The organism is Streptosporangium sp. NPDC050284 (assembly GCF_044459525.1).
GTDB lineage: Bacteria > Actinomycetota > Actinomycetes > Streptosporangiales > Streptosporangiaceae > Streptosporangium.
Map to the genome: position 1 here is coordinate 143935 of NZ_JBITIZ010000016.1, position 17275 is coordinate 161209.

18 protein-coding genes are annotated in these 17275 nt (G+C 69.7%); 14 read left to right on the plus strand and 4 right to left on the minus strand.

The window, feature by feature from the left end:
• Positions 1-71: 71 nt before the first annotated feature.
• From ACIBH4_RS31640 to ACIBH4_RS31675, 8 genes are all read left to right on the plus strand, one after another.
• Positions 72-1526, plus strand: coding sequence for a 2-hydroxymuconic semialdehyde dehydrogenase (locus tag ACIBH4_RS31640; RefSeq protein ID WP_362510389.1), 1455 nt, complete (start codon positions 72-74; stop codon positions 1524-1526).
• Entirely contained in the window at positions 1519-2316 is a 798-nt protein-coding gene (locus tag ACIBH4_RS31645; protein ID WP_362510392.1) for a fumarylacetoacetate hydrolase family protein, read from the plus strand. The genes ACIBH4_RS31640 and ACIBH4_RS31645 overlap by 8 nt, the downstream gene beginning before the upstream one ends.
• Positions 2317-2464: 148 nt before the next feature.
• A complete protein-coding gene (locus ACIBH4_RS31650) occupies positions 2465-3457 on the plus strand; it encodes an acetaldehyde dehydrogenase (acetylating) (protein WP_362510395.1) in 993 nt (330 codons plus the stop codon).
• Entirely contained in the window at positions 3454-4467 is a 1014-nt protein-coding gene (gene dmpG / locus ACIBH4_RS31655; RefSeq protein WP_362510398.1) for a 4-hydroxy-2-oxovalerate aldolase, read from the plus strand. Before ACIBH4_RS31650 ends, dmpG begins: the two co-directional genes overlap by 4 nt.
• 189 nt (positions 4468-4656) lie before the next feature.
• Positions 4657-5517, plus strand: coding sequence for a fumarylacetoacetate hydrolase family protein (locus tag ACIBH4_RS31660; RefSeq protein ID WP_362764660.1), 861 nt, complete (start codon positions 4657-4659; stop codon positions 5515-5517).
• Positions 5514-5936, plus strand: a complete 423-nt coding sequence (locus ACIBH4_RS31665) for a RidA family protein (protein ID WP_362510404.1) — start codon at positions 5514-5516, stop codon at positions 5934-5936. The genes ACIBH4_RS31660 and ACIBH4_RS31665 overlap by 4 nt, the downstream gene beginning before the upstream one ends.
• Positions 5933-6448, plus strand: coding sequence for a 3-hydroxyanthranilate 3,4-dioxygenase (locus ACIBH4_RS31670; protein ID WP_362510407.1), 516 nt, complete (start codon positions 5933-5935; stop codon positions 6446-6448). Before ACIBH4_RS31665 ends, ACIBH4_RS31670 begins: the two co-directional genes overlap by 4 nt.
• A gap of 3 nt (positions 6449-6451) precedes the next feature.
• The gene (locus ACIBH4_RS31675) at positions 6452-7423 is read left to right on the plus strand and encodes an amidohydrolase family protein (RefSeq protein WP_362764657.1); all 972 of its coding nucleotides are present in this window, start codon (positions 6452-6454) and stop codon (positions 7421-7423) included.
• A gap of 76 nt (positions 7424-7499) precedes the next feature.
• Here the strand turns inward: ACIBH4_RS31675 and ACIBH4_RS31680 are convergent, their stop codons facing one another.
• The 3 genes from ACIBH4_RS31680 to ACIBH4_RS31690 form a co-directional block, all read right to left on the minus strand.
• Positions 7500-8267, minus strand: a complete 768-nt coding sequence (locus ACIBH4_RS31680) for a hypothetical protein (RefSeq protein WP_362764654.1) — start codon at positions 8265-8267, stop codon at positions 7500-7502.
• Between the two features lie 269 nt (positions 8268-8536).
• Positions 8537-8956: an MmcQ/YjbR family DNA-binding protein gene (locus tag ACIBH4_RS31685; protein ID WP_362764652.1), complete on the minus strand. Its 420-nt coding sequence runs from the start codon at positions 8954-8956 to the stop codon at positions 8537-8539.
• Positions 8957-9116: 160 nt separating this feature from the next.
• Positions 9117-10850 carry a pyruvate dehydrogenase gene (locus tag ACIBH4_RS31690; protein WP_362764649.1) on the minus strand — a complete coding sequence of 578 codons (1734 nt, stop codon included), beginning with the start codon at positions 10848-10850 and terminating at the stop codon, positions 9117-9119.
• Between the two features lie 287 nt (positions 10851-11137).
• Here ACIBH4_RS31690 and ACIBH4_RS31695 point away from each other — a divergent pair, with 287 nt between their 5' ends.
• The 6 genes from ACIBH4_RS31695 to ACIBH4_RS31720 all read left to right on the plus strand — a co-directional run bounded on the left by ACIBH4_RS31695 (position 11138) and on the right by ACIBH4_RS31720 (position 17082).
• A complete protein-coding gene (locus ACIBH4_RS31695; RefSeq protein WP_362510422.1) occupies positions 11138-11950 on the plus strand; it encodes a class I SAM-dependent methyltransferase in 813 nt (270 codons plus the stop codon).
• Between the two features lie 426 nt (positions 11951-12376).
• Positions 12377-14734: a nitrate- and nitrite sensing domain-containing protein gene (locus ACIBH4_RS31700; protein ID WP_362764646.1), complete on the plus strand. Its 2358-nt coding sequence runs from the start codon at positions 12377-12379 to the stop codon at positions 14732-14734.
• The gene (locus ACIBH4_RS31705; RefSeq protein WP_362510428.1) at positions 14715-15140 is read left to right on the plus strand and encodes a roadblock/LC7 domain-containing protein; all 426 of its coding nucleotides are present in this window, start codon (positions 14715-14717) and stop codon (positions 15138-15140) included. Before ACIBH4_RS31700 ends, ACIBH4_RS31705 begins: the two co-directional genes overlap by 20 nt.
• Complete coding sequence (locus tag ACIBH4_RS31710; protein WP_362510431.1) at positions 15140-15487, plus strand: DUF742 domain-containing protein; 348 nt, start codon at positions 15140-15142, stop codon at positions 15485-15487. Before ACIBH4_RS31705 ends, ACIBH4_RS31710 begins: the two co-directional genes overlap by 1 nt.
• A complete protein-coding gene (locus ACIBH4_RS31715) occupies positions 15468-16076 on the plus strand; it encodes an ATP/GTP-binding protein (RefSeq protein ID WP_350941467.1) in 609 nt (202 codons plus the stop codon). Before ACIBH4_RS31710 ends, ACIBH4_RS31715 begins: the two co-directional genes overlap by 20 nt.
• A gap of 106 nt (positions 16077-16182) precedes the next feature.
• Complete coding sequence (locus tag ACIBH4_RS31720; RefSeq protein WP_362764643.1) at positions 16183-17082, plus strand: SDR family NAD(P)-dependent oxidoreductase; 900 nt, start codon at positions 16183-16185, stop codon at positions 17080-17082.
• 9 nt (positions 17083-17091) lie between these two features.
• Here the strand turns inward: ACIBH4_RS31720 and ACIBH4_RS31725 are convergent, their stop codons facing one another.
• Complete coding sequence (locus tag ACIBH4_RS31725) at positions 17092-17241, minus strand: hypothetical protein (RefSeq protein WP_362510437.1); 150 nt, start codon at positions 17239-17241, stop codon at positions 17092-17094.
• Positions 17242-17275 lie beyond the last annotated feature (34 nt).

Sequence of the window (17275 nt, forward strand, 5' to 3'; positions counted from 1 at the left end):
TTGCCTATGGCCGTTTGCGGCTCTATACCCGTACGTAGTGACCTGAAGGAGTACCTTCCCGAGGAGCAGACTTGTCTGACCAGGTGAACCACTTCATCGGTGGGGTGCCGGTCGCCGAGGGCGCGACGTTCGCCACCCATGACCCGGTGACCGGCCGGCCGGTGCGCGAGGTCCGCGAGGCGGACCGGGACGTCGTCGACAGGGCGGTCGCCGCGGCCCACGCGGCCCTGCCCGGATGGGCCGCGCTGCCGATGGCGGAGCGCGCCACCTGGATGCGCCGCCTCGCCGACGCGATCGAGGAGCGGTTCGAGGACCTGGTGGCGGCGGAGATCGCCGACACGGGGAAGTCGATCACCCAGACCCGCACCCTGGACATCCCGCGCGGAGCCGCGAACTTCCGGTCGTTCGCCGAGATCGCGGCCCAGCACCCGGAGGACGCGTTCCACCTCACGGACGTGCTGAGCTACACCGTGCGCAAGCCACTCGGCGTGGTCGCGGTGATCGTGCCGTGGAACCTGCCGTTCCTGCTGGCGACCTGGAAGCTCGGTCCCGCGCTCGTCGCGGGCAACACCGTCGTGGTCAAGCCCTCGGAGCACACGCCGAGCTCGGTCGCGGTGCTCGCGGAGATCGCCGCCTCGATCGGTCTGCCCCCCGGTGTCCTCAACGTCGTGAACGGCTTCGGTGGTGGCTCCACCGGCCAGTTCCTGGTGGAGCACCCCGGCGTGGACGCGGTCACCTTCACCGGCGAGAGCCGTACCGGATCGACGATCATGAAGGCGGTCGCGGACCGGGTCAAGCCCGTCTCGTTCGAGCTGGGCGGCAAGAACGCCGGGCTGGTCTTCGCCGACGCAGACCTGGACGCGGCCGTCGAGGGAAGCGTGCGGTCGGTCTTCACCAACGGCGGCCAGGTCTGCCTGTGCACCGAGCGGCTCTACGTGGAGCGGCCCGTCTTCGAGGAGTTCACCGCGCGGCTGGCCAGGCGCGCCGGTGACCTGCGGTTCGGCCGCCCCTCCGACGAGGACACCACGATGATGCCGATGATCTCCGCCGAGCACCGGGACAAGGTGCTCTCCTACTACGAGCTGGCCAAGCACGAGGGTGCCGAGATCCGCGCCGGCGGCGGGGTGCCGCGCTTCGGCGACGACCGCGACGGCGGCTACTACGTCGAGCCGACCGTGCTGACCGGCCTGCCGCCGGACTCCCGGGTGAACCGGGAGGAGATCTTCGGTCCCGTCTGCCACATCGCCCCGTTCGACACCGAGGCCGAGGCGGTCGGGCTCGCCAACGACAGCGAGTACGGCCTGGCGGCGACCGTCTGGACCTCCAACCTGAGCCGGGCACACCGGGTCGCCAGGTCGCTGGAGGCCGGCCTGGTCTGGGTCAACACCTGGTACCTGCGCGACCTGCGCACTCCTTTCGGCGGGGTGAAGCTGTCCGGCATCGGCCGCGAGGGCGGCACGCGCTCGCTGGACTTCTACTCCGAGCCCACCACGATCACCATCAAGCTGGAGCCTGGACATGACTGAGTGGAGCGAGGCCACCGACGTGCGCGTGGAGGCGGCCGACCGGTTGCTCGAGGCGGCCAGGAGCGGCAAGCCGTGCGCCCCGGTGCGCGAGACGCTGCCGAGCGGGAGCGCCGAGACCGGCTACGCCGTACAGGAGATCAACACCAGGCGGGCGCTGGACGAGGGCAGGAGGCTGGTCGGCAGGAAGATCGGGCTCACCTCCGCCGCGGTCCAGCGCCAGCTCGGCGTGGACCAGCCGGACTTCGGGATGCTCTTCGCCGACATGGCCTATCTCGACGGCCTGCCCGTGCCGACCGGCCGTTTCCTGCAGCCCAAGGTCGAGGCGGAGGTCGCGCTCGTCCTCGGGAGCGACCTGGAGGGCGGCCCGTTCACGGTCGCCGACGTCATCCGGGCGGTCGACTTCGCGCTGCCCGCGATCGAGATCGTCGACAGCCGCGTCGCGGGATGGGACATCACCCTCGTCGACACGATCGCCGACAACGCCTCCAGCGGCGCGTTCGTCCTCGGCAACACCCCGGTGAGCCTGCGCGGCCTGGACCTGCGCCTCGCCGGGATGACCATGAACCGGCACGGCGAGGAGGTATCCACGGGGGTGGGCGCGGCCTGCCTGGGGCATCCGCTCAACGCCGCGGTCTGGCTCGCCGACGCGCTGGGCGGTACGGACTTCCCGCTGCGCGCCGGGGACGTCGTGCTCACCGGCGCGCTCGGCCCGATGGTCGGCGTCGAGCCGGGCGACGTGTTCGAGGCCCACATCGAGGGCCTTGGCTCGGTCAGGACGGTCTTCTCGTGAGAGCCCACGGCCCCGACCGGCTCGTGAAATCCGTGAAGCCCGGGGAGTCCGGCGAGGCCGGGGAACTCGGCAGGTCCAGAGAGCTCGGGGAGTCCGGAGAGCTCGGAGGACCAGGGGAACTCGTACGACGTGTGAAAGCGGGCCTGTTGTGAAAATCGCCATCATCGGTTCTGGGAACATCGGCACCGACCTGATGTTCAAGGCATTGCTGTCGAAGAAGGTCGAGGTCGTCGCGATGGCGGGCATCGACCCCGACTCCGACGGACTGGCCCGCGCTCGCCGCCGCGGAGTCGCCACCACCCATGAGGGCGTCGAGGGACTGGTCGCGCTGCCCGGGTTCGCCGAGGTGGACGTCGTCCTCGACGCGACCTCGGCCGGGGCGCACCGGCACAACGACCGGGTGCTCAGGGCGCACGGCAAGCGCGTCATCGACCTCACCCCTGCCGCGGTCGGCCCCTACGTGGTGCCCCCGGTCAACCTGGAGGACCACCTCACGGAACCGAACCTCAACATGGTCACCTGCGGCGGGCAGGCCACGATCCCGATCGTCGCGGCGGTCGCCTCGCGGGTGCCCGTCCGGTACGCGGAGATCGTCGCCTCGATCTCCTCCCGGTCGGCGGGGCCCGGCACGCGGGCCAACATCGACGAGTTCACCGAGACGACCTCCCGGGCGATCGAGCGGGTCGGCGGGGCGGCGAGGGGCAAGGCGATCATCGTCCTCAACCCGGCGGAGCCGCCGCTGATCATGCGGGACACGGTCTACTGCCTGGTGGACGAGTGCGACGAGGCGACCGTGGCGGAGGTGAAGGACGCGGTGCTGGAAATGGTGGCGCGGGTCAACGACTACGTGCCCGGCTACCGCCTCAAACAGGACATCCAGCTCGAGACGATCCCGGCCGGGGAGCCGCTCCCCGACGGCACCCGCGACGGCGGCGTGAAGGTGACCGTCTTCCTGGAGGTGGAGGGCGCCGCCCACTACCTGCCCGCCTACGCCGGCAATCTCGACATCATGACCTCCGCCGCGCTGCGCACCGCCGAGCGGCTCGCCGAGGTGACGGAGCGGGCCGCGGACGCGGGTCGCAAGGAAGACCGGGACCGCACGGACCTGGCCGCTCGTACGGACGCGGAGGTGGGCGCGTGAAGCTCTACGTGCAGGACGTGACACTGCGGGACGGCATGCACGCCATCCGGCACCGCTACACCGTCGCCCAGGCCGCCGAGATCGCCGCGGCCCTCGACGCCGCCGGGGTGGCGGCGATCGAGATCGCACACGGCGACGGCCTCTCCGGGGGCAGCTTCAACTACGGCGCGGGCGCGCACACCGACGACGAGTGGATCGAGGCGGTCGCCGGTGCCGTACGGCGGGCGAAGCTGACCACCCTGCTGCTGCCCGGCATCGGCACCATCGACGACCTCAGGCGCGCCCACGCCCTCGGTGTCACCTCGGTCAGGGTCGCCACCCACTGCACCGAGGCCGACATCTCCGCCCAGCACATCTCCACCGCGCGCGAGCTCGGGATGGACGTGGCCGGGTTCCTGATGATGTCCCACATGACCTCCGCCGACGAGCTGGCGCGGCAGGCGGCGCTCATGGAGTCGTACGGCGCTCACTGCGTTTACGTGACCGACTCCGGCGGCCGGTTGACCATGGACGGGGTGCGGGAGCGGGTCAGGGCCTACCGCTCGGTGCTCGACGAGGGTACGGAGATCGGCATCCACGCCCACCACAACCTGGGTCTTGGCGTGGCCAACTCGGTCGTCGCGGTGGAGAACGGCACCTACCGGGTGGACGCCTCCCTGGCGGGGATGGGCGCGGGGGCGGGCAACTGCCCGATCGAGGTGTTCGTCGCGGTGGCCGACCTGATGGGCTGGGAGCACGGCTGTGACCTGCACGCCCTGATGGACGCGGCCGACGACCTGGTCAGGCCGCTGCAGGACCGGCCGGTCCGGGTGGACAGGGAGACGCTGACGCTCGGCTACGCGGGGGTCTACTCCAGCTTCCTGCGGCACGCGGAGGCGGCCTCGGCGCGCTACGGGGTCGACACCCGGACCATCCTCACCGAGGTGGGTCGCCGCCGGATGGTGGGCGGCCAGGAGGACATGATCGTGGACATCGCGCTGGACCTGGCGCGGACCGGGGAGACGTCGTGACACCGGCGGTCCTCCGGCTCTCCCCGGCCTCCGCCGAGCTCTTTCGTCGAGCGCCGTAGTGGTGTCACCGTCCTCGGGCTTCCGCCGAGCTCTTTCGTCGAGCGCCGTAGCGATGTCATCGTCCCCCGGCTCCCGCCGAGTCCCTTCACCGAGCACCGCAGTGGTGCCCGCGAGAAAGATGGTGTCCCAGTGACCGACCTGCACAAGCTCGCCGCCGTCCTGGACGAGGCCGCCCGCACCGGTCGCGCGGTGCCGAGGCCCGAGCAGGACTACGGCGTGGCCGACGCCTACCGGGTCCAGGAGGAGCTGATCCGGCTCCGCCTGGAGCGCGGGGACCGGCTCGCCGGGGTGAAGCTGGGCTTCACCAGCGAGGGCAAGCGCCGCCAGATGGGGGTGCACGACGTCATCTTCGGCCGGGTGCCGGAGTCGTCGGCCATCCTCGACGGCTCGTACATGGATATTTCTGGATTCATCCATCCGAGGGTGGAGCCGGAGGTCGTCTACCTCATCGGCCGACGCATCGCGTCGCCGGGCGACGCGCTCGCGCCGGGCGCCGTCGCGGCCGTCGCGGCCGGTATCGAGGTGATCGACTCGCGCTACGAGGACTTCAGATTCTCGCTGCCCGACGTGATCGCCGACAACACCTCGGCCGCCGGGTACGTCGTCGGCCCCTGGCAGCCGTACGACCCGTCGCGCTGGAACCTGGGCGTCGTCCTGGAGATCGACGGGCGCGTGGTCCAGACCGGATCGACCGGCGCGATCCTGGGCGACCCGCGCAGGGCACTCGCCGAGGCCGTGCGCCTCGCCCTCCAGGCGGGGATGGTTTTGGAACCGGGCTGGATCCTGCTCGCCGGTGCCGCCACGCCCGCCGAGCCGCTGGTGCCCGGTGCGCGGGTGCGGGCCGAGATCCAGCACCTGGGCTCGGTCTCGTTCACCGCCTCCGCGCCGGAACCCGCTTCCGAACCCGCTCCGACGACGCCGGGGGCGTCGGGGGTTTCCGGGGTACAGGGGGCTTCGGACAGACCGGGAACTTCGGGGGAGGAATCATGAGCGAGGGGCTCGTCGTCGAGGGAAAGGCGACGCCGCGAGGAAGGTTTCCGCACGTCAAGCGTGCGGGAGACCTCCTGTACGTGTCCGGGACCAGCTCGCGCAGGCCCGACAACACGATCGTGGGAGCCGAGGTCGACGAGTTCGGCACGGTGAAGCTCGACATCGCCGAGCAGACCAGGGCGGTGATAGAGAACATCGGAGACATCCTCAAGGCGGCGGGAGCCGACCTGAGCGATCTCGTACAGATCACCACCTACCTGGTGAACATCAATGACTTCGGCGGATACAACGCGGTCTACGCGAAGTACTTCGACGAGACCGGCCCGGCACGCACCACCGTGGCCGTCCACCAACTGCCCCACCCGCACCTGCTCATCGAGATTCAGGCCGTGGCCCATCGACCGGAGGTTCGCCCATGATCGCCCCCATCGACCTCACCAAGTGGATCGACGAGCACGCCCACCTGCTCAAGCCGCCGGTGGGCAACAAGATGGTCTTCGAGAACACCGGCGACTTCATCGTCATGGTCGTCGGAGGCCCGAACGCGCGGACCGATTTCCATATCGACCCGTACGAGGAGCTCTTCTACCAGATCCGCGGCAACATGCACGTCAACATCATGACCCCCGAGGGGCCGGAGACCGTGCACGTGCGCGAGGGGCAGATGTGGCTGCTCCCGGGGAACACGCCGCACTCGCCGCAGCGCCCGGAGGAGGGGTCGATCGGCCTGGTGGTGGAGCGGATCAGGCCGGAGGGCGTGCTGGAGAAATTCCTCTGGTACTGCCCGCGGTGCAGCGGCGTGGTCCACGAGGTGGAACTCCAGGTCCGTGACATCGTGACCGACCTGCCGCCGATCTTCCAGGCGTTCTACGACGACGAGAAGGCGCGTACCTGCGGGAACTGCGGCACCGTCCACCCCGGCAGGGGATAGTCGTTGATCATCGACGTTCACACGCACCACGTCCCCAAGGGCTGGCCCGATCTCGGCTGGCCGGGGGCGCCCCGGCTCAGGGTCGACTCCGAGCGGGAGGCCGTGATCATGCTCGGGGATCGGGAGTTCCGCCGGATCGCCGACGACTGCTGGAATCCCTCGGTACGCCTGGAACGGATGGACGCCGACGGGGTGGACGTCCAGGTCGTCTCCCCGACGCCGGTCTTCTTCTCCTACGAGCGTCCGGCGGCCGAGGCCGTACGGGTCGCGAGGGTGTTCAACGACCTGGCGCTGGAGATCTGCGAGTCCGAGCGGCTGGTGCCGTTCTGCCAGGTGCCGCTCCAGGATCCCGACCTGGCCTGCGCCGAGCTGGACCGGTGCCTCGCCTCCGGGCACGCGGGCGTCGAGATCGGCAATCACGTCGGCGACCGCGACCTCGACGACGAGGGAGTCGTCCAGTTCCTCCAGCACTGTGCCTCGGTGGGGGCGCCCGTCTTCGTCCACCCCTGGGACATGGCGGGCGGTCCACGGCTGGAGCGCTGGATGGCGCAGTGGCTGGTCGGCATGCCCGCCGAGACGCACCTGTCGGTGCTCGCCCTGATCCTGGGCGGTGTCCTCGACCGGGTGCCGAAGACGCTGCGCCTGTGCTTCGCGCACGGCGGCGGCTCGTTCGCCTTCTGGCTAGGCCGCTTCGAGAACGCCTGGCACCGTCGCAACGACCTGGTCGGGGTCTCGGAGTTTCCCCCGTCGCACTATCTCGACCGGTTCAGTGTGGACTCGGTCGTGTTCGACGAGCGGGCGCTGCGGCTGCTGGTCGACACGATGGGAGAGGACGGGGTCATGCTCGGCTCCGACTTCCCCTACCCGCTGGGGGAGTCACCGGTGGGCTCGCTGATCCGCCGGGCGGGGTTTCTCTCCGACACCGCCCGCGCCAAGCTGCTCGGCGGCAACGCCACCCGGTTCCTCGGGCGCTGAGCGGGCGCTGAGCGGGCACTGAGCGGGACCGGTCGCCGGGCCGGGGTCCGGAACGCGCCGCCGGGGACCGGGAGGCTCAGCGCCTGCTCAGCCGGCGTCCCCTGTACTTCGGGTAGTCGGTCTCCCAGTATCTCCAGCCTTCTACCCGCGCGGGGATGTTGGCCACTCCGGCGGCGACCTTGCGGACCCGGCAGCTGTAGACCTGGCGCCACGCGGAGAAGCCCACCCGGTAGCCGAAAACGCGATACCACATGTTTCCGTACTTGCCGTCGGTGATCTCCTGCACGTATTCGTGCCCGGCCTCGACGATGTACTCCTCGGCGAGCAGCGGATTGACCAGGTTTCGCAACTGACGGATCAATTCGCCCCTGTCGATCTCGCTGAGTTTTTCCCTTTCCAGCTCCATCTCGGCGTAGACGCGATGCTGCCGGGTGACGGAAACCGTCATCGTGCCGCCGGGGCCGTCGATGAAGCGCGTGCGGGGAATGAAGAAATTCCTCGGTCTGAAGGAGTGGAATCTGAAGAAGGATCTCGGCCTGCATTTCTTGCGCGCCTGATCCAGAAGCGTGTGGCGGGGGCCGTCGGTGTCGGTGTCGGTTCCGGTTTTCGTGCCCGTCGCGGTGGTGCCGGTTCCGGTGCCGACCCCGTTGTCGGTGTCTCTGCCGGAAGGGGAGGTGGAGGTGCTGGTCGACGTGACGGACGAGTCGGAGTCGGGTGACGGATCGCCGGACGCGGACGGGTCGGGTGACGGGTCGCCGAGCGCGGACGCGGTGGCGGGTGAGGGGAGGGCGGGGGACACGGTGACCATGAGGGCCAGACAGAGGAATCCGGTAAGGGCCGGCATCGCCGGCCCTTTCTTCGGCCGGTGCCCTTTCTGTCGTTTACGTATGGTTGCGGCGTTTTTTTGAGGATGGGGAGTGATCATGGAGACACCATTCCCTTCGAGACATGGTCTGTGGCCGCGACCAATCCGCTGACCGGAATACGCTTTTTTTCCGGTGTGCCGAGCCGCTTCATCGTGACAGTGACGATGCTTACAGCCTCACTTGAGGGCCATGTGATGACACGCCGAGACCAAGACCACTGAACGAGGAAAGGGCGAATGGAAGGGAACTACAGTGATCGATCGTCCACGGGCGACGGTCCGTCACCGATCTGTGAGGGCGCCTCGAGCGTGGCGACGAGCCTCTTGGGAGCGACGGCGCGGTAGCTCTCCTCGACCCAGTCGAGGAGTATCTCGGTCTCCAGGAGCGCGCTCGCGTTCATCAGGGAGATCGAGACCCACCCCGTTCTGGCCAGTCCGTAGCCGGACGGTTTGACGCCGTCGAACGCCAACGCGTGGCCGCTAGACTCCGGCAACTTCATCCCGACTCTCGGTCTCCATTTCTCGGTCGGCTCTTCGACGCCGAGGAAGAGAAAGATTTTCTTGTTGACTTTGACGACCGTGTCGTCCCAGGGGTGATCCTCGTAGGTCTCCGGCAGGCGCAACGCGAACTCGCGCAGCGTCTCGCGGACCTCACGCCAGTTGTCCATGGCGCCCATTCTGAACCTCTGCGCCGACGATTCCACCCCGGGCCGGCGCGGATCTACCGGGATCATCCCGGGTCGGCCCGGCTTCGGCCCCGCCTCGGGTCGGCTTCGGGTCGGTCCGGATCTCGGAACGATCGTGACCGGACGGCCGGACCCGTCGGTTTCAGGGACGGGGGATGTTGCGCAGGTTCGCCTTCGCCATGTCGATCATGCGCCCCACCCCGCCGTTGAGCACGATCTTGCTCGCGGCGAGGGCGAACCCCTTCACCTGTGCCCCGCTGACGCTCGGAGGCATGGCGAGCACGTCCGGGTCGGTGACCACATCCAGAAGGAAGGGGCCGGGGGTCGCGAAGGCCGTGGCGAGGGCCTCCCGTACGTCCGAGGGATTCTCCACCCGCAACGCCCCGATCCCGGCCGCGCCGGCGATCGCCGCGTAGTCGACGGGGGCGTGGTCGGTGCCGAAGTCGGGCATCCCCTCCACCATCATCTCCAGCTTCACCATGCCGAGCGAGGAGTTGTTGAACACGACCGTCTTCACCGGCAGATCGTGCTGCCGGACGGTGAGAAGCTCCCCGAGGAGCATGGCGAGCCCGCCGTCCCCGGAGAGCGAGACGACCTGGCGGCGCCGGTCCGCGAACTGGGCGCCGACGGCCTGCGGGAGCGCGTTGGCCATGCTTCCGTGCACGAACGAGCCGATCACACGGCGACGCCCGTTGGGGCTGAGGTAACGGGCGGCCCAGACGCAGCACATCCCGGTGTCCACGGTGAACACGGCGTCGTCCGCGGCCAGTTCGTCGATCAGGTTCGCGACGTACTCGGGGTGGATCGGGAGGTGGTGCTCGATGTCGTGGGTGTACGCCTCCACGACGTTCTCCAGCACCTTCAGGTGCTTGCGCAGCGTCTTGTCGAGATGGCGGCGGTCCGTCTTCTGGGCGACATGGGGCAGCACCGCGCGGATCGTCGCGCCGACGTCGCCGTGCACGGCCAGCTCCAGCGGGGTCCTGCGGCCCAGCCGTCCCGCGTCGTGGTCGATCTGGATCGTCCGCGCGCCCGGCAGGAAGTCGTCGTACGGGAAGTCGGTCCCGGCCAGCACCACCAGATCGGCGTCGTGCATCGCCTCGTGGCAGGCGCCGTACCCGAGCAGCCCGCTCATCCCCACGTCGTACGGGTTGTCGTACTGGATCCACTCCTTGCCGCGCAGCGCGTGCCCGACCGGCGCCAGGACGCGCCCGGCCAGCGCCATGACCTCGTCGCGGGCGTGACGCGTCCCCGCGCCGCAGAACAGCATCACCTTCTCGGCGCGGTTCAACGCCGCCGCCAGCTCGGCCACCTGGTCGGCGGGAGGTACGACCGTGCCGGTCGTGGTCAGGAAGTCGTGCTCGCCCGCGGGATGGACGGCGGACAGTTCCGCCACGTCACCGGGAAGCACCACGACGGAGACGCCACCGAGGCCGATCGCCTGCTGGACGGCGGTGCGCAGCACCCGGGGCATCTGCTCGGGTGTGCTGATCATGTCGCAGAAGTGGCTGCACTCCACGAACAGCCGTCCGGGGTGGGTCTCCTGGAAGAAGCCTGTACCGATCTGTGCGGAGGGGATGTGCGAGGCGAGCGCGAGCACCGGGGCACCGCTGCGGTGGGCGTCGTAGAGGCCCTGGAGCAGGTGGGTGTTACCGGGCCCGCAACTGCCCGCGCAGACCGCGAGGCGCCCGGTGACCTGTGCTTCGGCCGAGGCGGCGAACGCCCCGGCCTCCTCGTTCTGCACGTGGATCCACTCGATGCCGCCGGCCTTCCTGATGGCGTCGACCACCGGGTTCAGGCTGTCGCCCACCACCCCGTAGATCCGTTCCACCCCGGCCTGGCGGAGAACCTCGATGAACTGCTCGGCGACGGTCGCCATGGTGCCCCCTCATGTCTGGCGTCACCGGGGTACCTCACCGTATTTCGCCGGATCACTCAGGATCGCCCGGGAAGAGTCAGGGGTGCGGCCGGCCGCGTGTATCGGGGGACCTGTGTCTCGCGACACAGCATCGTTCATATATCGAACAAAAGTTCTTTATGCGTACAGAGTGTAACCGGAGGGATAGGTTCTCCAGAGAAGACGGCCAGGTCCGGCCGGATGCCTGTCACTTTCCGTGGCACCCTACTTACCATGCGGACGAGGTAACCACTCTCGGAAGGGGCCAGATGACCGGGCAGAACTCGGCGACCGCGTCCGACTACGTCTTCGACAACGACGGGGACCACTCGTCCGACCAGCACCACTACCTCGCCCGGCTTCTCGACCCGCTCACGTTCGAGCGTCTCGCCCTGACCGGTGTCGGGCCCGGCTGGAGGTGCCTGGAGGTCGGGGCGGGCGGTGGCAGCGTGGCCCTCTGGCTGGCCGAACGGGTGACGCCGGGTGGACACGTGCTGGCGACCGACATCAAGCCCGGCCTGATCCCGTCCAGACCGGGGCTGACCGTGGCCCGCCACGACATCGTCACCGACCCGCTGCCACAGGACGCGTTCGACCTGATCCACGCCCGGCTCGTGCTCAGCCACCTGCCGCAGCGCCGCCAGGTCCTGAGGCGCCTGCGCGCCGCGCTGCGGCCCGGCGGCCGGCTGCAGCTCGACGAGATCGACATCACCCGCTGGGTGGCGCCGCCCGCCTCCGGCGGGCGCGAAGGGGAGGTGTACGGGATCTACGTCACGGCCATGGCCCGGGTCCTGGGCGCGGCGGGTAGCGATCCGACCTGGGGGAGTGTGGCCGCGCGGGATATCGCGGCGGCGGGCCTGGTCGACATCGACCAGGTGCGTTGGACCGAGGTGTGGGAGCGCGGGTCCGCCGGGCTCGGCCTCCTGATCAGCAACAGCCACCATCTGGAGGACCATTTGACGGCGGCGGGGATGACCTCGGGGCAGCTCAGGGAGGTCCGGGAGGTCATGTCGGCTCCGGGCTTCAGCGCCCCCTCCTTCGAGATTCACTCGGTCCTCGCCCGCAGGCCCGACGACGACTGAGCGCTCCGCGAGGGGTGCGGCGGCCCGGCGTCCCGCGGGATCCGAGACGACCGGGAGTCCTCAGGGGGTGAGAATCCGGCGAGGGCACCCGGTCCGCCGGAGAGGGGCCTCGCGCCTGACCGGCGGTCGATCGGCGGATGGTGACGAAACAGTCTCAATCCGTGGCGACGGCGGGGAACGCTCACTAGCGGGCGACACCCGGTGTGAGCTGGGCGATCGTCAGAAATCCCGCTTTTATGGATAAGAAACCGCCCTACCCACCCTGAACATTGATATTCAATCTTCGCTCTGGTGACTTGAAGCGTGATAAGTCCCATGGGCATAGTGTGTCGAATCACACACGCACCAGTCGCGGCGTGCGACCGCGGGGCCCGTCCGGCCTGCGGGCGCCGGCCAGGCGCAGGAACCGCGGATTGGAAAGTCCGAATGAGCAACCCCCCTCCGATTCGCTCGAAGATCCTCGCGATCCTGCTCCTTCCCATCCTCTCGCTGATCGTCCTCTGGGGATTCGTCGCCTACTCGACCGTCGCGCAGGTCGCCGGCATCGCCCAGACCCAGAGCCGCTGGGAGGTGATCGGAGAGCCGATCCGGCGGTTGATCTTCGAGATCCAACGGGAACGCCAGATCTCCGCCGAGTCGGCCGGTGCCACCGCCCAGAACGAGACACTCTCCAAGCAGCGGCGGGTCACGAACGTCCAACTGGACCGGGTACGCCAGGCGGTCGCGTCCGCCGAGGCATACGAGCCCGACAACGCCCCGACGGACATCCGGGCGTTGATCGCGGCGATGGAAGGGCTCAGCCAGGTCCGTACCCTCGCCGACCGCGGTGCGCTCAGCCCCGTCCAGGTGACCGACGGCTACAACGAGTTCGTCGGCGTCGCCAACCGGCAGATCGGTGACGCCACCGCGATCGCGGACCTGGAGGCCTTCCGTAACGTCCGCGGCATGGGCGCCTACAGCACCACCGCCGAGTTCACGAGCAGGGAGCACGCCGTCCTCACCGCCGCGCTGAAGCGTGGCGCGATGACGCCCGCGGAACACGCGGCCTTCGTCTCGGCGATGACCAGCCGGAGAAACTACCTGGTCTACGCGGAGCGGGACATGAGCCCGGACCTGCGGGCCGATCACGAGACGTTCCTGCAGAGCCCCGCCTACAAGCGGTTCACCGCGGGCGAGGAGAGGATCTTCTCGTGGAACCTCACCGGTAAGCCCCCGCTGGACGCCGCCGAGTGGAAGCGTGACGCCGAGGCTGTTCTCACCGCCGTCAACAAGCAGAGCGTGCAGGAGTTCGCCCGCTCGGCGACCAGGGGCGAGGCGCTCAGGAACGACACCTACCTGCGGATCGGGCTGATCCTGGGACTGGGCCTGCTCGCGATCGTCGTCTCCATCCTCGCCTCCTACCGGTTCGGCCGCTCCCTGATCGCCGAGCTCAAGCGGCTCCAGGCGTCCGCCGTGGAACTGGCCGAGGAGCGGTTGCCCCGGCTGGTGGAGCGGTTGCGCAGGGGCGACGACGTGGACCCGGCGACCGAGGCCCCCGAGCTCGCTCCCGCGAGGACCGCCGAGGTCGACCGCGTCGTGCACGCGTTCTCCGCCGTGCGACGCACCGCGGTGGAGGCCGCGGTCGGCCAGGCGACGCTCCGCAAGGGCGTCGGCCTGGTCTTCCTGAACCTCGCCTGGCGCAACCAGGCGCTGCTCCACCGCCAGCTCACGCTCCTCGACACGATGGAGCGCCGCGTCGAAGAACCGGAGATCCTGGAGGATCTCTTCAAGCTCGACCACCTGACCACCCGCATGCGGCGGCACGCGGAGAACCTGATCATCCTGTCCGACGCGGCTCCGTCCCGCAGGTGGCGCGACCCGGTGCCCATCTTCGACGTGGTGCGCAGCGCCATCCTGGAGGTCGAGGACTACACCCGCGTCACCGTGCTCCCCATGCCGCACGCGCCGCTGCTGGTCGGCGCCGCGGTCACCGACGTGATCCACCTGATCGCCGAGCTGGTGGAGAACGCCACCACCTTCTCGCCGCCTAACACCGCGGTCCACGTGCGGAGCATGACCGCGGCGAACGGCTTCGCGCTGGAAGTCGAGGACCGCGGCCTGGGCCTGAGCCAGGCCAACCTCGACGAGCTCAACGCCAAGCTCGCCGACCCGCCGGAGTTCGACCTGGCGGACAGCGACAGGCTCGGCCTGTTCGTCGTGGCGAGGCTCGCCGCCCGGCACGGGATCAAGGTCGTACTGCGCCCCTCGCCGTACGACGGCACCACCGCGATCGTGTTGCTGCCGCAGAGCCTGCTCGCCACCTGCGAGTCGCTCGCCGCCGAGACCATGCCGAACCGGGCGCGTCAGGACGGCGCGCACCCGGGCGGACCGGCACGGGCGCTGAGCGCGGCATCGGAAGACTGGCCCAGGGCACTCTCCGGCACGCAGGACCACGAGGTGGTCCACACTCCCGAGACCACGTCGAGCTGGTTCCCCACCCAGGAGCGGCGCGAGGCTCCCGCAACCCCCTCCTCGATACCCGTGCGGCGGGCCGTCTTCATCCCGGACACCGACGACGACCTGGACGGGCTGCCGATGCGGGTACGGCAGGCTAACCTGGCCCCTCAGCTCCGCCAGACACGCTCCCCCGAGCCGTGCGACACCACCGCGCGAACTCCCGAGGAGCTCTCACACCTCATGTCCTCCATGCAGCGAGGCTGGCAGCAGGGTCGCAGCCATGCGGAGCAGGAAACGGACGTGTGGAAGCGAAAGGACGGCCACTCCGATGCCCGACACCAGATCTGAACTGAGCTGGTTGCTCGACGACCTGACCCAGCGGGTCACCGGTATCCGGCACGCCATCGTGCTGTCCGCCGACGGCCTGGCGATGGGCGGCTCCCGAGGGCTGACCCGGGAGGACGCCGAACACCTGTCCGCCATCTCGGCGGGAAGCCACAGCCTCGCGCTGGGCGCTGGGCGGCATTTCGGCCTCGGCGGCGTACGGCAGACCATCATCGAGATGGAGGGGGGTTTCCTGTTCGTCACCGCGGCGGGACAGGGAGCCAGGCTGGCCGTACTCGCCGCGGGCGACGCCGAACTGGGCATGGTGACCTACGAGATGGCGCTGCTGGTCAAGCGCGTCGGCGAGCATCTGTCCGCTCAGCCGAGGGGAGCCGCCCCAGCGCCCTCTTGGAACGGTACGAGGACGTGATGGGGGAGGATCCAGGGCCTCTGGTCAGGCTCTTCGGGGTGACCGGAGGCAGGGCGCGCCCGGTCGGGGAGAGCTTCGACCTGGTGGCCATCGTCACGACCGTCGAGGTGCCCTTCGAGCCGGTCGGGCTGATGCCCGAACATCTCAACATGCTGTACGCATGCCGTCGGCCCACCACCGTGGCCGACGTCGCCGCGCATCTCAAGCTGCCACTCAACATCACCCGCGTACTCCTCAGCGAGCTGCGACGCGAGGGCCTGGTCACCATCGACAAGCCCCGGCCGATGGGGAAGACGATCGACGAACGCATCTACAGGGAAGTGCTGCATGGAATACGCGGCCTCTGAGCCGGGCATGCCCCCGGGCGACACCCCCGCGATGGCCATCAAGATCCTTGTCGCCGGTGGTTTCGGAGTCGGCAAGACGACCATGGTCGGCACGATCAGCGAGATCAGGCCTCTGCACACCGAGGAACTGCTGAGCGAGCGCGGCATCCACGTGGACGACACCGCGGGCGTGGAGTCAAAGATCACCACGACCGTCGCGCTGGACTTCGGCCGGATCACCATCCGCGACGGGCTCTGGCTCTACCTGTTCGGCACCCCGGGCCAGGACAGGTTCTGGTTCATGTGGGACGAGCTGTCCGTCGGCGCCCTTGGCGCGGTCGTCCTCGCCGACACCCGGCGCCTGCAGGACTGCTTCCCCGCCGTGGACTACTTCGAGCAGCGCGGGCTCCCGTTCGTCGTCGCGGTCAACTGCTTCGACGGCGCGCGCCGGCACGACCCGATCAAGGTACGGCGGGCACTGGGCCTGGACGGCGTGGCACCGATCATCCTCTGTGACGTGCGCAGGCGCGACTCGGTCAAGGAGGTGCTGACCACGCTGGTCACCTACGCGGCGGGAGGCGCGTTCCAGGCGGCCCACGCGGGCGCCTGAGACCCGTCGCACCCGCGTGAACCTCCCCTGACCGTGTCGCCGAGCGTACGATCGCGGCGTACCGGAGTACGGGTTCGACCAACGCCGCCACCGGAGGGCCGCCCCTGTGAACACGGAGAACACGAGCGTGGAGGTCGCGAGGACGGGGGACCCGGAGAAGGCGGGCGCGGGCGCGAAGGCCGGCCTCACCGGGGGCGGGCTGCTCAGCGGGCTGGGAACGGGGAGCCAGGGGACCCCGGCGGAGGCGTTCAACGTGGTCCGCGCCGACGAACTGGAGGGCAGGGTCGCCCTCGTCACCGGTGGCGGCAACGGCATCGGCGCGGGAGTGGCCCGGCGGCTGGCCGAGGGCGGTGCCCGCATCGTCCTCGCCGACATCGACGACGTCGCGGGCGGCAGGCTCGCGGACGAGCTGGGAGCGACGTACGTCCACTGCGACGTGTCCCGGCCGCAGGACAACGAGACGGCGGTGGCGACCGCGGTCGAGCGGTACGGCAGGCTCGATCTCGCCTTCCTCAACGCGGGCATCGCCTCGGGCTGCGGCCTGGGGGAGGACTTCGACATCCGGCGCTACCGCCTGGCGATGGGTGTGAACCTCGACGGCGTCGTCTTCGGGGCGCACGCCGCGATCCCCGCCCTGCGGGCGTCGGGTGGCGGCACGATCGTGGCGACCGCGAGCATGGCGGGCATCGTCGGCATCCCGTCCGACCCCGTCTACGCCGCCAACAAGCACGCCGTCGTCGGACTCGTCCGCTCGCTCGGCGAGGACCTCAGGCCGCACGGCATCAGGGTGCAGGCGCTCTGCCCGTCCTTCGCCGACACCGCGATCCTCGGCGAGAGCAAGGCGGTGCTGGAGGGACTCGGCTTCCCGATCCTCGACGTCTCGTCCGTCGTCGACACCTTCTTCCGGCTGCTCGACAGCGACGGCACCGGTGAGTGCTGGTTCGTCGTCCCCGGCCGCGAGAGCCAGCCCTTCGCCTTCCGTCGGGCCCCGGGACCGCGTACCTGATCCGAACGGTCAGGGCCGACGGGTCGCGTAGCCGGACCGAGTGGGCCGGGCCGACGGCGCGCCTGTCGGCGGAGTGGATACGACGTTCTCGTCGTCGGCGAAGAGGAGGCGGACGGGGAGCGGCCCCGCCCGCCGGGCCGCGACACGCTCAACGGCCACGGCGATCTCCCTCACGCCGGCGATAACCGAACGT

Bases quoted from the DNA above. Each gene is read 5' to 3' on its own strand.
- ACIBH4_RS31645 (WP_362510392.1), top strand. From the start codon at position 1,519: ATGACTGAGTGGAGCGAGGCCACCGACGTGCGCGTGGAGGCGGCCGAC.
- ACIBH4_RS31665 (WP_362510404.1), top strand. From the start codon at position 5,514: ATGAGCGAGGGGCTCGTCGTCGAGGGAAAGGCGACGCCGCGAGGAAGG.
- ACIBH4_RS31670 (WP_362510407.1), top strand. From the start codon at position 5,933: ATGATCGCCCCCATCGACCTCACCAAGTGGATCGACGAGCACGCCCAC.
- ACIBH4_RS31680 (WP_362764654.1), bottom strand. From the start codon at position 8,267: ATGCCGGCCCTTACCGGATTCCTCTGTCTGGCCCTCATGGTCACCGTG.
- ACIBH4_RS31685 (WP_362764652.1), bottom strand. From the start codon at position 8,956: ATGGACAACTGGCGTGAGGTCCGCGAGACGCTGCGCGAGTTCGCGTTG.
- ACIBH4_RS31690 (WP_362764649.1), bottom strand. From the start codon at position 10,850: ATGGCGACCGTCGCCGAGCAGTTCATCGAGGTTCTCCGCCAGGCCGGG.
- ACIBH4_RS31695 (WP_362510422.1), top strand. From the start codon at position 11,138: ATGACCGGGCAGAACTCGGCGACCGCGTCCGACTACGTCTTCGACAAC.
- ACIBH4_RS31700 (WP_362764646.1), top strand. From the start codon at position 12,377: ATGAGCAACCCCCCTCCGATTCGCTCGAAGATCCTCGCGATCCTGCTC.
- ACIBH4_RS31705 (WP_362510428.1), top strand. From the start codon at position 14,715: ATGCCCGACACCAGATCTGAACTGAGCTGGTTGCTCGACGACCTGACC.
- ACIBH4_RS31710 (WP_362510431.1), top strand. From the start codon at position 15,140: ATGGGGGAGGATCCAGGGCCTCTGGTCAGGCTCTTCGGGGTGACCGGA.
- ACIBH4_RS31715 (WP_350941467.1), top strand. From the start codon at position 15,468: ATGGAATACGCGGCCTCTGAGCCGGGCATGCCCCCGGGCGACACCCCC.